Source organism: Sphingomonas sp. ERG5 (assembly GCF_000803065.1).
Taxonomy (GTDB): domain Bacteria; phylum Pseudomonadota; class Alphaproteobacteria; order Sphingomonadales; family Sphingomonadaceae; genus Sphingomonas.
In genome coordinates, this window is record NZ_JSXI01000044.1 from 1 (window position 1) to 13,935 (window position 13,935).

The 13,935-nt window shown below is 62.7% G+C and carries 18 protein-coding genes; 7 read left to right on the top strand and 11 right to left on the bottom strand.

Translation table 11 applies throughout. The annotated features are described in order from the left end of the window. From OO12_RS15305 to OO12_RS26955, 5 genes are all read right to left on the bottom strand, one after another. Positions 1-238 (bottom strand): hypothetical protein (locus OO12_RS15305; protein WP_152616464.1); only part of this gene is annotated, 238 nt, incomplete at its 3' end. 327 nt (positions 239-565) lie between these two features. After that, entirely contained in the window at positions 566-1,195 is a 630-nt protein-coding gene (locus tag OO12_RS27540) for a JAB domain-containing protein (protein WP_235364818.1), read from the bottom strand. Further along, positions 1,090-1,578, bottom strand: coding sequence for a hypothetical protein (locus OO12_RS29140; RefSeq protein WP_235364815.1), 489 nt, complete (start codon positions 1,576-1,578; stop codon positions 1,090-1,092). Before OO12_RS29140 ends, OO12_RS27540 begins: the two co-directional genes overlap by 106 nt. A gap of 36 nt (positions 1,579-1,614) precedes the next feature. Then, positions 1,615-1,956, bottom strand: coding sequence for a hypothetical protein (locus OO12_RS15315; protein WP_034159593.1), 342 nt, complete (start codon positions 1,954-1,956; stop codon positions 1,615-1,617). Between the two features lie 43 nt (positions 1,957-1,999). Further along, positions 2,000-2,542 (bottom strand): helix-turn-helix domain-containing protein, encoded by a 543-nt coding sequence (locus tag OO12_RS26955; RefSeq protein ID WP_052215917.1) that lies wholly within the window; start codon positions 2,540-2,542, stop codon positions 2,000-2,002. A gap of 245 nt (positions 2,543-2,787) precedes the next feature. Between OO12_RS26955 and OO12_RS15325 the strand changes: the two genes are divergently transcribed. Next, positions 2,788-3,669 (top strand): TolB family protein, encoded by an 882-nt coding sequence (locus tag OO12_RS15325; RefSeq protein WP_160296821.1) that lies wholly within the window; start codon positions 2,788-2,790, stop codon positions 3,667-3,669. A 214-nt stretch (positions 3,670-3,883) separates the two neighbouring features. Beyond that, positions 3,884-4,093 (top strand): hypothetical protein, encoded by a 210-nt coding sequence (locus OO12_RS15330; protein WP_034159594.1) that lies wholly within the window; start codon positions 3,884-3,886, stop codon positions 4,091-4,093. A gap of 8 nt (positions 4,094-4,101) precedes the next feature. On the opposite strand, the gene OO12_RS29300 is transcribed toward OO12_RS15330, so the two are convergent. Both OO12_RS29300 and OO12_RS28925 read right to left on the bottom strand, forming a co-directional pair. After that, positions 4,102-4,224 (bottom strand): hypothetical protein, encoded by a 123-nt coding sequence (locus OO12_RS29300; RefSeq protein WP_268747925.1) that lies wholly within the window; start codon positions 4,222-4,224, stop codon positions 4,102-4,104. Then, positions 4,221-5,306: a hypothetical protein gene (locus tag OO12_RS28925; RefSeq protein WP_200887485.1), complete on the bottom strand. Its 1,086-nt coding sequence runs from the start codon at positions 5,304-5,306 to the stop codon at positions 4,221-4,223. The genes OO12_RS29300 and OO12_RS28925 overlap by 4 nt, the downstream gene beginning before the upstream one ends. A gap of 97 nt (positions 5,307-5,403) precedes the next feature. Here OO12_RS28925 and OO12_RS15345 point away from each other — a divergent pair, with 97 nt between their 5' ends. Continuing rightward, the gene (locus tag OO12_RS15345) at positions 5,404-6,345 is read left to right on the top strand and encodes a LysR substrate-binding domain-containing protein (protein WP_052215919.1); all 942 of its coding nucleotides are present in this window, start codon (positions 5,404-5,406) and stop codon (positions 6,343-6,345) included. A gap of 85 nt (positions 6,346-6,430) precedes the next feature. Here OO12_RS15345 and OO12_RS26960 read toward each other — a convergent pair whose 3' ends face one another. The 4 genes from OO12_RS26960 to OO12_RS15365 form a co-directional block, all read right to left on the bottom strand. Next, complete coding sequence (locus OO12_RS26960; RefSeq protein ID WP_052215920.1) at positions 6,431-6,916, bottom strand: SRPBCC family protein; 486 nt, start codon at positions 6,914-6,916, stop codon at positions 6,431-6,433. Further along, positions 6,913-7,263 carry an ArsR/SmtB family transcription factor gene (locus tag OO12_RS15355; RefSeq protein WP_034159595.1) on the bottom strand — a complete coding sequence of 117 codons (351 nt, stop codon included), beginning with the start codon at positions 7,261-7,263 and terminating at the stop codon, positions 6,913-6,915. Before OO12_RS15355 ends, OO12_RS26960 begins: the two co-directional genes overlap by 4 nt. 203 nt (positions 7,264-7,466) lie before the next feature. After that, complete coding sequence (locus OO12_RS15360; RefSeq protein ID WP_052215921.1) at positions 7,467-8,663, bottom strand: alanine racemase; 1,197 nt, start codon at positions 8,661-8,663, stop codon at positions 7,467-7,469. A 110-nt stretch (positions 8,664-8,773) separates the two neighbouring features. Continuing rightward, complete coding sequence (locus tag OO12_RS15365; protein ID WP_034159596.1) at positions 8,774-9,106, bottom strand: winged helix-turn-helix transcriptional regulator; 333 nt, start codon at positions 9,104-9,106, stop codon at positions 8,774-8,776. Between the two features lie 108 nt (positions 9,107-9,214). Here OO12_RS15365 and OO12_RS15370 point away from each other — a divergent pair, with 108 nt between their 5' ends. The 4 genes from OO12_RS15370 to OO12_RS28100 all read left to right on the top strand — a co-directional run bounded on the left by OO12_RS15370 (position 9,215) and on the right by OO12_RS28100 (position 13,911). Next, positions 9,215-10,084: an NAD(P)-dependent oxidoreductase gene (locus tag OO12_RS15370; RefSeq protein WP_034159597.1), complete on the top strand. Its 870-nt coding sequence runs from the start codon at positions 9,215-9,217 to the stop codon at positions 10,082-10,084. A gap of 59 nt (positions 10,085-10,143) precedes the next feature. Next, positions 10,144-12,636 carry a hypothetical protein gene (locus tag OO12_RS15375; RefSeq protein WP_034159598.1) on the top strand — a complete coding sequence of 831 codons (2,493 nt, stop codon included), beginning with the start codon at positions 10,144-10,146 and terminating at the stop codon, positions 12,634-12,636. A 56-nt stretch (positions 12,637-12,692) separates the two neighbouring features. Beyond that, a complete protein-coding gene (locus OO12_RS15380) occupies positions 12,693-13,328 on the top strand; it encodes a hypothetical protein (protein WP_034159599.1) in 636 nt (211 codons plus the stop codon). A gap of 172 nt (positions 13,329-13,500) precedes the next feature. After that, entirely contained in the window at positions 13,501-13,911 is a 411-nt protein-coding gene (locus OO12_RS28100) for a hypothetical protein (RefSeq protein ID WP_152616465.1), read from the top strand. Positions 13,912-13,935 lie beyond the last annotated feature (24 nt).

The window sequence follows — 13,935 nt, forward strand, 5'->3', positions numbered from 1 at the left end:
GCGTCGGGCACACCGCCGGCGCGCTCGTCGCGACATCGTAGCGCACCCGGTTGCCCGCCGGGTCGAAACAGGTCCCGGTCTGCCGGTTGGCGTTCGGCCCGCCGCTCAGCACGCTCCCGGTCAACCGTCCGAGATCGTCATAGCTATAGGTGGTCGTCTCCTGCGCCAGCGCACCCGCCGCGCCGCCGACCAGCGTCAGGCACGCCGCGCCGGCCAATAATCTGTGCTTCCGTTGCATGCGCCTCTCCGGGAACAAATCAGGATCAGCATACGCGAGAATCCGTGCGGATCCAGCGCTCAATCGGCGCTCCATCCGGAATGGACCATTCTTGTGTAGCAAGCGCGAAATCGGCTGAGGCCGTCACCTACCTCCGTCCTCGGGCGCGCCGTCTTTGCCCCTGCCAGGGTCTAGCGCACCCTTTCACATCATGAAGATATCAAGACGATCCCATGTCGAAGTCGCGAGTGTCGGTCTGGAGAATGATGGTCGGAACGGCTGCCTCTACGTCAAAAAGCTCTCGCCGGTCAGCCGACCCAAAGGGCTACCGCGTGGGCGCTATGCGCCCTACCACAATCCCAGGTCGACCATGCTCGCATGGCCGGTGCTGCCGATGATCACATGATCGAGCACGGAGACGCCGACCGTCCGGGTCGCGGCGGCGATCGACCGGGTCAGTTCCTTGTCCGCGATGCTTGGCGTGACATCGCCCGAGGGATGGTTGTGGACCACGATCAGGCCGCACGCGTCGAGTTCCAGCGCGCGCTTCACGATGGTGCGGATATGCACCTGGCATTGGTCGACGGTGCCGGTCCACATCACTTCGTCGCGGATCAGCCGGTGCCGCGCATCGAGGAACAGCACGCGGAACACCTCATGCCCGGCATAGCCCATCTCGGACCGCAGATAATCGATCACCACCGTCATGTTGGGCAGGAGCGGGCGTTCCTGCAGGTCAGTGCGCAGCGCATGGCGCATGGCGTTGCGGAACGCCGCGATCGCGCCGATCGCCGCCGTGTCCTGGCCCGATGCGCGCATCTGCGCCCGCCGGGTCGCGGCCAGCACGCGGGGCAAGCTGCCGAACTCGGCGATCAGCCGGGTTGCGGTGGCGGCCGGGTTTGCGGAAGCCCCCCGGGCAATGATCGCCTCCAGGATGCGTCGGCACCGTTCAGTGCTACGCGTCGCTGGTGGCGCCAGGTCGCCACAATCAGCAGCACCGCCGCCGGCCATCCCCAGAAGGACAGCATGATCTGATACGCGGTGCGGATGACGTGCGGGTCGAGCAGCTTGGCGATATGCCCGCCGACCGCCATCAGCATGAGGACGGTCATCCATATCGGCCATACCCGGTTGGCGGTAAGCATGACGGCGAGCACGGTGAAGAATAGCAGGACATCGACAATGAATACTCCTGTTTCTATGGCAAAATAGCGCTCCGGCTGCGAAGATCGCACGGCGATCGTCAACATATAAGCTGCGAGAAAAGCGTAGGCCGTAAGACGCTCCGGGCCGCCGCCGCGTTTAACGGCGTAGCTACAGGCGGCGATCAACAGCGCCAGGAAGATGGCGGTCCGTAACATCGACGGCGCGGACTGTATCATCCGCGCCGACGACTGTCACCCTATCGCGTGCAATCTTTCTCCCTTGGGATTATCGACCGGCGAACATTCGTCGCTGTCGCCGAACCAGGCGCGCAGGCCGACCGCGTCGCGCACCGCGGCAAGGTCGGGATGGAGCGAAATGACGTCGCGGCGCGCCTCGATCAGGCGAGTGGACAGCGCGTGCATGCGCGCCAGTTCGTCCAGCCCGGTGGCGAGCGGCACGCCGGACAGGGCCCGCGCTTCCATCATGGTGGCAAGGCAGCGGGTCGCGAGCATGGCGGCGTGATCGATCGCTTCTTCGGCGGGACGGAATGCGTCGGCAATCGACTGCGCGGCGGCCAGGCGTTGATTGAGCATAGATCTTCTCCCCACCGCGCGGGGGAGCGCGGCTGATCGGTTGTTATGAAGGGTAGGTCCAGCCGATGAGGAGCTGCTGCAGCTCATGGGCGATGGCCAGGAAACCCGCCACCAGTGCGACGAGCAGGAAGGTCGCGATGATCGAGACGATCATGCGGTGGCGATTGATCAGGTCATACAGGCCGGCCCTTTCCTGCTCGGCCCATGGCGGGGGCGGCGGGTGCGGGGTCGAATGGACGAAGGGAAGATGTTCCTCCCGCACCCAATCGACGCCGGCCTGCCGCCCATCGCCGACGGGCGGTGGTTGCGACGGCCGGTGTGCGGTGAAATCCCGGGGGGCGACAAGGTCGCGCGGTTCGTTGACGAAGGGTTCGTCATCGCCCCCGACAGGGTCGCGGAGCCGGTCGGCGGCCTCGAACCGGGTCGCCGCGCCGAGCAACCGGGTGGCGTTCTCGATGTCGCGGTGGATGGTGTGGTGCGACCGGCCAAGCAGGCGGGCAATATCCTTGGTGCGCTTGCCCTGACCGACCAGGCGCAAACATTCGCGTTGTCTTGCAGACAGTTGATCGAGTCGGTCGTCGCTCATTCGGTCACCGTCCGCCAAAACGGGGTGGAGGGGAAGCCGAACAATGATCGCCGACCGTGCAATATTTCTTTACGCATCCGTTTCGAATTGTCGCATTGGAAAGGAAAATAAATCCGTTGGGCAGCACAAGCGCGACAGGGTCGGCGGTGCGTGGCAGGAACGCCCGGAATCAAGGACGCATCGGCCGCACCGGGTTCCGCCACGGCGGACGACGTATGGCCAAGCCGGAGGAGGAGGAGGGACTGATGTCCGGAATGGTGAAGGCCGCGGTGCTGCTCCTGTTGCTCGCATCACGCGGCGGGGCCGCGCAGGACGCGCCCGCGGTGCAGGCCCGGGTCGAGCGGATGCCGTTCTCCACCGCCGTATCCGATGTGCGCCTCGCCCTTTCGCCGGACGAAACTCATGCGCTGTGGGGCATGGTCAACCGCGTGCCGGGCAGCGGGCTGGAGATCGTCGAATCCTGGCTGGCCGGCGGCGTGTGGAGCGCACCGGTGCCGGTGTCGTTCAATGGCCCGGCCAATGATTTCGACCCGTCCTTCTCGCCCGATGGCAAGCGGGTCTATTTCTTCTCCAACCGTCCCGGCGGTGCGGGCGGCGATGATTTGTACGAGGTTGCCTATGATCCGGTCACGCGCGTCTATGGCATGCCGCGCAATCTCGGGCCGCGGGTCAATACGCCGGGCGATGAATGGGCGCCGTCGCTGTCGCCCGACGGGACGGCCTTGCTGTTCTCCTCCAATCGCCATGGCCTGCGCGGCGGGCAGAACCTGTTCATCGCGCCGGTGAAGGGCGGGACGATCGGCATGCCGGTCGCGCTCGGGCCGGCGGTCAATGGCGCCGAGGATGATTTCGACGCGACCTTTCTCGGCAGTGCGCGGCGCATCGTCTTCACGCGCGGCGACGCGGCGGGGGACAAGGGAACCCGGCTCTATGCGGCGCACAAGGGGATGAAGGGCTGGCAGGTCGATGGCGTGCTGCCGCCGGAGATTAATTGTTCGAGCGGGCTGAACAACGGCCCATCCACCTCGTCCTCAGGCAAATTCTACTGGTCGGCGGCATGCGGCCCGGGCGATACGCGGCTCGACCTGTGGCGCAGCGATTTTCCGACCGCGACGGGCGCGCATTAGTCTTTTCCCGCCAATCGCTCGCCAAATCGCGCGGCAGCGGCTATACCCCGACAATCGCCGGCGCATAGCCTTGAGCATGCCGCGACTGAGGGCCGGTTTGTGCTCCCGCTTTACTGGCCCGCGATCATCGCTTCCGTCCTTGCCGTTCCCGACCGCCCGTCGGCGCGATCGCTGCACGTACGAACGGGAAGCGCGGCCGAGATGGAGAAGACCGATGTCGAGAATTCCCGTGCGCCCGTTCCTGATCAACAAGGATGAGACCGGCCAGTTCCGCCTCACCGTGCGCCACACGCGCTACAATTCGCAAAACTATCCGATCGTCACCGCGACATTGCAGGACGAAGTGTTCAAGACCGCCGCCGCCGCCAAGGTCTTCGCGCGCGACAATTTCGGCGCCGAAGCCGGGCAATACGCCACCAAATAGCGGCGCTGTCATCCCGGTCGGCCGCGGACGAGAGACAGATCCATCGACGTCGCGCCCGACCGCTGCCCGCTGAACGGCAGCCGGTCGCGCCGCGACCCGTCGAGCATCGGGGCGATGGCGGCGGTGTTCATGCCGTCCTCGTAAAGTCGCTGGTCCAGTTGACCTCCCAGGTCGCGCCGCCATCGGCCGACAGCGCCTGTTCCCAACGTGCCGAGGTGGCGGTGATGCGTGACCAGATGATCCGCGCCTTGACCGGTTTCCCCTCATGCACATCATCGCCGGTCAGCGTTCTCGACCCATTGGCGAATTTGCCGCTTACCGGCGCCGTGATTTCTTCCGGCGTGCGTCCGTCGAGCCACCAGCTGTTCCATAGGCCGGTCTCGCCGTCGAGCGCGCGCAGGCCGACGCCGCGGTAGCGGCCACCGGGCAGGTCGAACATATTGTCCCCGACATTGCCGTGCCCGCCAAGCACCGGCCAATTGGTCAGGGTGCCGCCAAACTCGATCCAGTCGGTGCTGCCGACCAGCCGCCGCGTCAGTTTGCGGTGCCGCACCGACCAGCTGCCGACCAGGAAATCCCAGTCGCCCGAGCCAGGCGCGGTGTCGGTTCTGGCGGGCAGGGGCACCGGCGTTGCCGAGGTGCGGGTGAACCAGTTGCGCCAGTTGATCTCCCAGGTCCTGCCACCATCGGTCGACAGCGCCTGGTCCCAATGCGGCCGGGCGCTATGAATCTCGTGCCAGCGAAACCGCGCGGTGACCGGGTGCCCTTCGAATATGTCCGGGCCGGAGAAAGCGCCTTCGTCGCCATGGAAACCGCCGCGCACCGGCGCGTCGATCCGCGTCGCGTTGCGCCCGTCAAGCCACCAGATCGACCAGGTCCCGCTGGCCGGGTCGAACGCGCGGATGCCGAGTCCGCGATAGGTCCCGTCGGGGAAATCGAGCGCATTGTCGTCGATCGTGCCGAGTCCGCCGAGCGTCGTCCACAACACGCTCTTGCCGGCAAACTCCTCCCACTCGGTGCTGCCGGCGAGGCGCGTCTTCAGTCTTTTGTGCGATACGTCCCAGCTGCCGCGCAGCCAGTCCCAGTCATGCGCATGGTCCACCGCATTGCCCGGCAGCGCCAGCACGCCGCCACCGGGCCACAATGCGCCGCCGCCGGCAATCGCCATGCCGGCCAGCACGTGGCGGCGCGAACAGATGAATGGCTCGGTCATGGCGGTGTCCTTGCAATATTCGTGTTGCGGGCAGGAATGACAGGGCGGGCCGATCACTGGCTATGCGAAGATGGCGGAGAGAGGCTAAGTCAGACTTATGGTCGATCCGCCCCGATTCCCGTCGCTCGCGTCGATCCGCGCCTTCGAATGCGCGGCGCGGCTCGGCAGCTTCACGCAGGCGGCGCGCGAACTCGGCACGTCGCCGGCGTCGGTCAGCTATCATGTCCGCCAGCTCGAGATGCAGATCGGGGTGCCGCTGTTTCGTCGCCATCCGCACAAGGTCGAACTGACCGAGCCCGGGGAGCTGGTTGCGCAGGAAACAGTCAATGCCTTTGCCGTGCTGCGCGCCAGCTTCGTCCGCGCCGCCGAACTGGACGAAGGGAAGCTCGCACTCACGACCTTGCCGACCTTCGGCACAAGCTGGCTGATCCCCCGGCTCGGCCTTTTTCGCGCTCAGCATCCGGAGATCATGGTCGATCTCGACTTGTCCGCCGAGGCGCAGGACCTGGGTGGGGGCGGGCATGACGCGGCGATCCGCAACGGGCATGGTCGCTGGCCCGGCCTGCGCACCATCCGGCTGATGCCGAGCCTCTTCGCGCCGCTTTGCGCGCCCGCGCTGAAGGCGGCCGTGGCGGGCCTGGCCGATCCGCACCTGGGGGCCGACGTACCGTTGCTCGGCCGGCCCGATTGGTGGGCCTTATGGTATCATGCCCTGGGCCACCCGGATGCAGTCCTCTCCGGCCGGTTCGGCACCAGGCTGGCGGCCGAACATCTCGATGTGGCGGGCGCCCTGGCCGGTCATGGCATCGCGATGGGCTCGCCCTTGCTGTTCGCGCAGGAAATCGCGGCGGGCCGGCTGGTGCTGGCGCATGATCTGGTGATCGATACCGGCCGGTCCTTCTGGCTCACCTTTCCGGTGACGCGTCAGCGCAGCACGAAGATCGCCCGCTTCCGCGACTGGGTATGCGAAGAAGCGGCGCGCGCGTGCGACGCGGGGGCGGACTTGATCGGCGGCGCGGTGCTGATGGAAGGCAGTTAGGACGGGTCATCGCTGGTTCGTCTCGAGCCCTGGACGCCTGCTTTTTTGCGGGCAGTTGAAGGGCTCGAAACGAACGGGGCAAGGCTCAGCGGCTCAGCAAGACCTCGACATAATCCGACAGCCGGTCGGCGATCGACGCCATGCCAGTGGCGATGCCGCCATCGACATGCTCGAGCCACATCGCCTCGCTGGTGAAATCAGTGATCACCGTCACGGTGGTCTTGCCGTGAAGCTCGTCGAACAGGATGGTCACGATCATCTTGTCCTGATCGGAATTCAGGAAGCCGTTATTGTAGACGATCTTCCTGTTCGGCTCGATTTCCAGATAGGTCCCGCCAAAGGGCGGTCCTTCCACCCCGTCGGGCCCGGTCAGCGCGAAGAGGATGTGGCCGCCGACCCGAAAATCCATCTCCACCCGCGTCGCCGGCCAGTCGCGGGGGCCATACCAATGGAGATAATGCTCGGGCGTCGTATGCGCCGCGAACAGCAGGTCGGCCGGCGCATCATAGACTCGAGCGACTGTCACGCGGCGCTCATCGCGATTCTCGTTGATGCGATTATAGGTCGTCATTCGGGCTGTTCCTTTTTCTTGCGTTTCAATTCTTCGACATAGTCGCCCAGCCGCTCGAGGCTCTCGTCCCAGAAGCGCCGGTAATTCCCCAACCAGGCATCGGCCTCGGCCATGCCGCGCGCGTTAAGCCGCACCGGGCGGAACTGCGCGGTGCGCCCCCGCGACACGAGCCCGGCTTGTTCGAGCACTTTCACATGCTGCGAGATGGTGGGCTGGCTGAGCCCGAACGGCTCGACCAATTCGTTCACCGTCGCCTCGCCGCGCGACAGGCGATTGAGGATCGCGCGGCGCGTGGGGTCGGCCAAAGCGGCGAAAATGTCGTCGAGCGGGTCACAGGTCAGCGTCATATATCGATTCTCATCTATATAGTCATTTGACTATATAGGAGTCGTAACGCGGTCAAGAGGGCAACGTCGCGAGCATTGCACGTTACCGGTCGCCGCTGGGATTTCCCGGCCAAATGTCCTTCTTACCGGGGCTCGATTTGATGTCGCTGAAGGCGCGCCCCACTCAGGGGAAGCGGATCAGATTAAACCCTTCGGCGCGCTCTTCATTCCGTAAAGGGCAGCCATTCGTCGACGACCCGGCCGTCTTCCACGACCTGAAGGGGACCAAATTGCAGCAAGGAACCCTCGGACTGATGCGGCCGTAGAAAGAGCCAGTCGTCAACCGTCAAAGGCTGTCGCTTGGGGCCCGAGAACATTGCCTGGTTATAGCTGACACCGAACCATTTGTTCGGCACGACTTCGGATGGCGAACATACTTCACCGCGCCAGTCGCCACCGTAAGTGAAATAGGTGCGTTCACGCGATTGCCGTCCGCCGAACAGCAGTGAGGAAAGCCATTGCGGGCCGGACAGATGAGTCCCGTCCCAGGCCTTGAGGATCGGCGACGCGATAAAGATCGCAGGTTCGAAATCGGCCAGCAGATCCAGGTCGAACATCGTTCCCTTGAGCAGGCACGCCCCGGCGCTGATGTCGTTGAGCGGTGACTCTTCGTTGTTGTGCAAGGCAACCGTCGGACTGCCCGCGCCATTCCAGCAAATGTCTTTGCTCAGTTCGGGAAACTGGGCGCGAGCGATGGTCTTGAAGGCGGCATAGGCTTGGTTTGCCTTGTTGAAACTGGTGCTCCGGCTTTCAACCAGCGACGGAATTTTGCCGACATGAGCATCATAGCCCATCAGCCCGGAGAATTGCAGATGATCGGCTGCCGCCCGAATGGCTTGCAGCATGGTCTGCAGCATGGCCGGATCGGTGACGCCGCCGCGGTGAAGTCCGACATCGATCTCGATGTTGATCCGCATGCGGATGTTCAACCCCCTGGCGAGCTGCAGATACTCGTCCAGCCGCTGTGGCGTATCCACCAGCCATTGTAGCTGCGTGGCCGGGTCGAAATGGGTATTGCCAAGATGGAGGTAGAAATGCCGCGCCGCCTGGGTGGGCATGGGTTTGCCCAGCAAGATGTCGCTGTCGGGAAAGCGATAGGCGGTCTGTCGCAGTTGCGGCTCGTGGAAGACCATCAGCGCCTGGGTTCCGGCCAATCGCATCAGCTCGTCCAGCATGGCGGGTACCGGCAATGATTTCTCGACCAGGCGGAGCCGTTTGGTCGGTGCAATAAGCGCCTTAAGTCGTTCAACGTTGCGCCGCATGCGGCTGCGGTCGAGCACCAGGGTCGGCCACGCAATGCCATGCTGACGCAGCGCGGACTGCAGATCGGCAAAGTAAGGCGCATGGGCGTTGTTCGTCATCGATCCGATCTCTCAAGCGACTGCAGCGAACCCGCCTTATAGGCTGGTAAAGCGAAGGCACAGCGGAGATCGCGGTCGCGGCGCTCGTCCGGGCGACCGTCGATCGAGCCTCAGCCCGGATAGCGCCCCATCGCCTTGGCATAGCGCTCGCCCCAATCGGCCACGGGCGCCAGGGCGGTGTTGAGCGTCATGCCCCAGTCGGACAGGGCATAATCGACGCGTGGCGGAACCTGATTGAACATGGTGCGGGTGACGAGTTCATCGCGCTCGAGCTCGCGCAATTGCTGGATCAGCATCTTCTCGGTCACGCCGATCACGCGGCGCTTGAGTTCGCCGAAGCGCAGCGGCCCGGCGTTCAATTCCCACAGAATGACCGCTTTCCACTTGCCGCCGACCACGTCGAACGCAGGGCCGATCCCGCAGGCATAAGTTTTTTTCGCCATGATTCCAACCTGACATACCAAAAGGTAAGTACCTGACAAAATAGTCGGTACTTGCTCGATCGAGTGCAGCTTTCCTATCTCCGCCGACACCAATTGAGGAGACGGAAAATGACTGACGTGACGATCATCGGACTGGGCCAGATGGGCCTGAAACTGGCGGAACTGATGCTGGAAGCGGGCAAGTCCGTCACGCTGTGGAACCGCAGTGCGGACAAGGCGGCCGAACTTGTCGCGCGGGGCGCGCAATTTGCGCCAAGCCAGGCGGCAGCGATCGCGGCCAGCCCGATGACGCTGATCTGCGTTTACGATTACGCGGCGGCGGATGAAATCCTCAACGCCGAGGGTGTGGGCGCGGCGCTCGATGGTCATCTCGTCATCAATCTCGGCACCGGCAGCCCGGAAGATGCGCGTGATGCCGAAGCCTATGTCACGCGGCGTGGCGGGCGCTATCTTGACGGCGCGATCCAGGCCGCGCCAAGTCAGATGGGGCAGGACGATACGCCGATCCTGATTTCCGGATCCGCCGCGGTGTTCGCCGAGGCGCTGCCCGTGCTGAACATATTGGCGGGCAATCCGACGCATCTTGGCGAGCGCATCGACGCGGCGGCGTTCATGGACCTCGCCACCTTGTCCTATGTCTATGGCGCATTCGGCGGCTTTCTGCACGGCGCGCGGATCGCCGAGTCCGTCGATATCAGCGTGGCGACCTTCGGCCGGATCGTCGCGCAAATCTCGCCGACGTTCGGCACGTTCTTCAAGCACGAAGCGGCGGTGATCGACTCCGGCGACTTCGCCATCACGGAAAGCCCGCTGCGCATTTCGATCCCGGCGGTCGAGCGCATCCTGCGTACGTCGGAAGGGCTTGGCATCAACACCGAATTGCCGGCCTTGCTGCACCAATGGCTTGGCAGGGCTGGGCAAGCAGGACTGGCGGACGAGGAACTGGCGGCGATGATCAAGATCCTCCGCGCCGGCTGAGCGGGTGCGGCGCGGGTCGATCGATTCAAACCGCCGCGCCGCGCCTGTAATCGGGGTGCATGCCAACAGTCCCGATAGAGCAGAACCGCATTGGCCTTGCCAGTGCCAGTGGAGCAACCCTTCGCCCCGGCGATTACAAAGATACCGGGCTGGAGGCCCTGGGCGCGGGGCTGAAGCAGCTCGGCGGGAGCGGTATGGCGGTGGCGGAGGAGGCGCATCGGCAGTTCGTGGTCGATGACGCGGCGGTGAAGGGTGCCTGGAATGGCTATTCGCGGGCGTCTCGTGCGGTGCTGGACGACCTGCAGCGCGATCCCGGCGATCCCGGGGCGAGTGGCGCGGCGACACATCAGATGCTGGGCGAGTTGCGCGGTCAGGTTCTGGCCGGGCTCGGCAATGACCGCCAGCGCGCGCTGGCGGCACGCTCGATCGACGAGCGGCTCGGGATCGACGCGCTGAAGATCCAGGGAATCATCGACGGCAAGCGGGCGGCGGCGCGGGAGCGCGAGACCTATCAGCTGCGCGACAATTCGGCGGATGATGCGGTCGCTCATGCCGAAGACCCCATGCTGTCGAAGAAGTTCGCGCGGACTGGTGAAGAGACGTTCGGCACGGCACATGAAGCGCTGCACTATCGCTCGGGCATCAATCTGCGCATCACCGACGCCCGGACGCGGACTGACCCACTGGCGGCGAAGGCGTGGCTGGAAAGTAACCGCGCGACCATGACGCCGGGGGATCTTGCTGCGGCGGAGCGGGCACTGACCACGCCGCTGGCCGATCTGCGCGCGGTGGCCGATGCGGATGCGCCGGAGCTGGCGCGAGCACCGCTCGCGCCGGTGACGCCGCCGATGGGCGGGACGGAAGAGCTCGACGCGAAGATGCGTGTCATCACGCCGCAGCTTATACCCGATGGCAAGGATGGTCTGGCGTCGCTGGTGCAACGTTATCACGGTGATGCGGCCAAGGCATGGGGTGCGATGCTGCTGGGCGCCGGCACGCTCGATGCAACGATCGCGCGCGAGGGCGACAAATGGTTCGCATCGCTTGCTGACAATGAGCGGGGTTTTATCGCGGAGAATATGGCGCTGCTCGGCGCAACCGCGTCGTCGCGCGTGGCGCTATCGCCCGAGCAGCGTGATGAGCAGCGGGGCTGGATCGAGGCGCAGCCATGGGACGAAACGCGCAAGGCCCGCGCGTTGGACGAGCTCGAGCAGCGCGATGCGCGCGAGGAGCAGCGCCGCACGCGAGCAGCAAGTGCCGCGAAGGACGCGGCATACGCGCTGACCGACGAACTGGGGACGGGGTTCACCTCGATCGCGCAGCTGCCACCGGAGATGCGTCGCGCGCTGGATGACGAGACACAGACGGCATTGACGCGGCAGGCCAAAGCGAATGCAAAGCCGGTGCCGGTTGAACCGCTGGGTGAGGATGCGCATGACCTTACGTTGCTCGCGGCGACCGACCGGCAGGAGTTCGTGAAGACGGATCTGCGGCTGTACCGCGACCGGGTCACACCGGAGGAATATGACGCGCTGGTCACAGCGCAGCAGGGCTGGCGCGCTTCGCCGCCAGCGATTTCTGTGGTGATGGGACAGCGGACCTGGGAGACGATCGGGCAGAAGACTGGGGAACTGGGCTTGCGATCGATCGAGCCGGCAATGCGCGCGCGACCCGAAAATGCCTTATACTTCCGGCGCTCTGGTGAGGGCGACGGTTTTCAATTTCATGAAGTTGCCGACAAGAACCGTACACCGTCCGGCTATATAAAGGATGATTATCGGACTCCAGCCGAACCCCGCGCATGGCTGGACGAGATCAAGCCGCCAGAAGGGAAGGAAGTTCCATATCCCGACGGCGGCCCCGGCGAGGAAGGGCTGACGATTGAGGGAAGACGTAAGATCAGAAAGGAGGTCGGGTATTTTTATACCCTTCCAGAGGTGAAAGCATTTCTGGATGTCCTCTCGCATACAGAGGGCACGGAAAAAGATGGATATAAAACAACCCATTTCCCTCGAGGGCCAGTAGACAATTTAGAGGCGTTCCCGAAGGAAAGGCTTCCATCCGGTCGATATCAAATAGAATATAGAAGATGGAAGAATCACGGCGGTGAATGGTTCTCCAGGACAGATTTTGAGCCTGTGACGCAGGATGTCGTTGCAATTACTGCCCTACGTCAAGGGAAAGTGATTTCCGCGTTACTTGATGGTGATTTGAACAAGGCGTTTTCGCTGTCGGCCAGAATATTCGCGTCGATCCCGATGAGTGCCGACGCTGATCGTAGCGGATTTGTCAGAGGTAAATGGAAGCCGAAAAATAACGACCCGAAGAAAGATGATGAGGGTCGTCAGCCGACTCCGGTGCGATTCAAAGATTTGCCAGCGTTGTTCGCTATGCGCCTGAACGCTCGCCGAGAAGAGTTCGAGAAAGCGAAACTGACTTGGGAGGCCGATCGCCAGGTGCCCCCCCCCATCATTCATCTCACCCTTTCAATGGCGTTCCTTCGGTATAAAGGGCTTCTGATGAATCCGATGGACATAAGGAGAACATTTTGACATTCTGGTAGACATCGTATCGCCTTTGCGGCGATTAATGTCTTATGGGGTAATAGATGAACCCGTTTCGGAGCCGGCTCTGGCTGATGTTGGCAATGGCGCTGCAAATCGCGGGGTGTCAGGGTGTGGAATCTCCGTCGCGCGCCGAGATTGGCGGGTTGGATAAACCCTTGTCAGTCATACTGGGGGAATTCGAAAAATGGGGCGGGTGTCGCATGCAGGCGCCTTCTGCCGTTTTTGGCATGGACTGCAACTTGCAAGGGGACGGGTTCGAGATTTTCTATGTGCAGGACAAAGCGGGGCAGGCTTTTGTCGGGCAGCCCTATTCGGTGCAGCTTTCCCTGCGAACCAGCGACGAGAATGAGGGCAAGGTTAGCTCCAGGCGCAAAGCCGAAATTATCCGCTTTGTCGAATATTTCGTTTCTGATTGGCCTGAGGCGGCCCAATGGCTTTCAGCTGCGATTGACAAAGTGAATCGAGGTAAGTTGGCCGATTGCCCTGAGTTCATACGTGTTCGGGGAATCGCGGTCATGATACAAAAAGATATGCTGGTCGCGGGGGAGCGTGCAGTACTTACGATAACCAGAGAATCCACCAATAAGAATCTCACAACATTAGATGTTTTAAAACGCTGTAATTTGTGCGGATACAATAAGGGTTTCTGCCTCATGAACTACCATAAATCCAGATAGAGTGGTTTTCGATTATAGGTAGATGCGTACTCCGAGTAGAGGCCAGAAAAACCGATTCGCTTTTTTGCACTTTCCGCATGAAAGGATTCGGCGTTAATCGACAGGGGGATGGGTGATTTTTCAGCATTTGCTACCGCGAGGAGCATTCATCGGCAGAGTGTGAATCGTTGCGATGGCCGTATTTCAGCTCTCTAGTTGCGGCTTCGATTCCGAGAACAGGAACGAAAGTGTTACGCAAAATGAGATCGGGAATATCAGTTTAATCGATACCGATACTCTATTGCCGGGTAGCGCGACTAATGTATTCATCGTCGAACGTCATTTTCAAGATACGATTCAATTTGTCAGATTCGATGCTGACTCGAGCGAGGCTGAAGCATTTTCGCGGAAATTCCTTGAAGGGAGAAGTCCCGTACTTGGTGAAGATCCACACCTCCCCGATTTGAAAGCGGATTGGTGGATCAAATCCTTTCCGAAAGGAGCGCGTGGCGGAAGGGTGGATAAAGTTCACCTGACTCGTCTCCTGGTCTTGCTGGATAAAGGCAGCAAATCCAGAGTTTGGATTCGGTTGTCCAATAGCTGAATTCGGGGAGTTATCAGCGCTGAC

Bases quoted from the DNA above. Each gene is read 5' to 3' on its own strand.
- OO12_RS29140 (WP_235364815.1), bottom strand. From the start codon at position 1,578: ATGTTACGGACCGCCATCTTCCTGGCGCTGTTGATCGCCGCCTGTAGC.
- OO12_RS15315 (WP_034159593.1), bottom strand. From the start codon at position 1,956: ATGCTCAATCAACGCCTGGCCGCCGCGCAGTCGATTGCCGACGCATTC.
- OO12_RS26955 (WP_052215917.1), bottom strand. From the start codon at position 2,542: ATGAGCGACGACCGACTCGATCAACTGTCTGCAAGACAACGCGAATGT.
- OO12_RS15325 (WP_160296821.1), top strand. From the start codon at position 2,788: ATGTCCGGAATGGTGAAGGCCGCGGTGCTGCTCCTGTTGCTCGCATCA.
- OO12_RS15330 (WP_034159594.1), top strand. From the start codon at position 3,884: ATGTCGAGAATTCCCGTGCGCCCGTTCCTGATCAACAAGGATGAGACC.
- OO12_RS29300 (WP_268747925.1), bottom strand. From the start codon at position 4,224: ATGAACACCGCCGCCATCGCCCCGATGCTCGACGGGTCGCGGCGCGAC.
- OO12_RS28925 (WP_200887485.1), bottom strand. From the start codon at position 5,306: ATGACCGAGCCATTCATCTGTTCGCGCCGCCACGTGCTGGCCGGCATG.
- OO12_RS15345 (WP_052215919.1), top strand. From the start codon at position 5,404: ATGGTCGATCCGCCCCGATTCCCGTCGCTCGCGTCGATCCGCGCCTTC.
- OO12_RS26960 (WP_052215920.1), bottom strand. From the start codon at position 6,916: ATGACGACCTATAATCGCATCAACGAGAATCGCGATGAGCGCCGCGTG.
- OO12_RS15355 (WP_034159595.1), bottom strand. From the start codon at position 7,263: ATGACGCTGACCTGTGACCCGCTCGACGACATTTTCGCCGCTTTGGCC.
- OO12_RS15360 (WP_052215921.1), bottom strand. From the start codon at position 8,663: ATGACGAACAACGCCCATGCGCCTTACTTTGCCGATCTGCAGTCCGCG.
- OO12_RS15365 (WP_034159596.1), bottom strand. From the start codon at position 9,106: ATGGCGAAAAAAACTTATGCCTGCGGGATCGGCCCTGCGTTCGACGTG.
- OO12_RS15370 (WP_034159597.1), top strand. From the start codon at position 9,215: ATGACTGACGTGACGATCATCGGACTGGGCCAGATGGGCCTGAAACTG.
- OO12_RS15375 (WP_034159598.1), top strand. From the start codon at position 10,144: ATGCCAACAGTCCCGATAGAGCAGAACCGCATTGGCCTTGCCAGTGCC.
- OO12_RS15380 (WP_034159599.1), top strand. From the start codon at position 12,693: ATGAACCCGTTTCGGAGCCGGCTCTGGCTGATGTTGGCAATGGCGCTG.
- OO12_RS28100 (WP_152616465.1), top strand. From the start codon at position 13,501: ATGGCCGTATTTCAGCTCTCTAGTTGCGGCTTCGATTCCGAGAACAGG.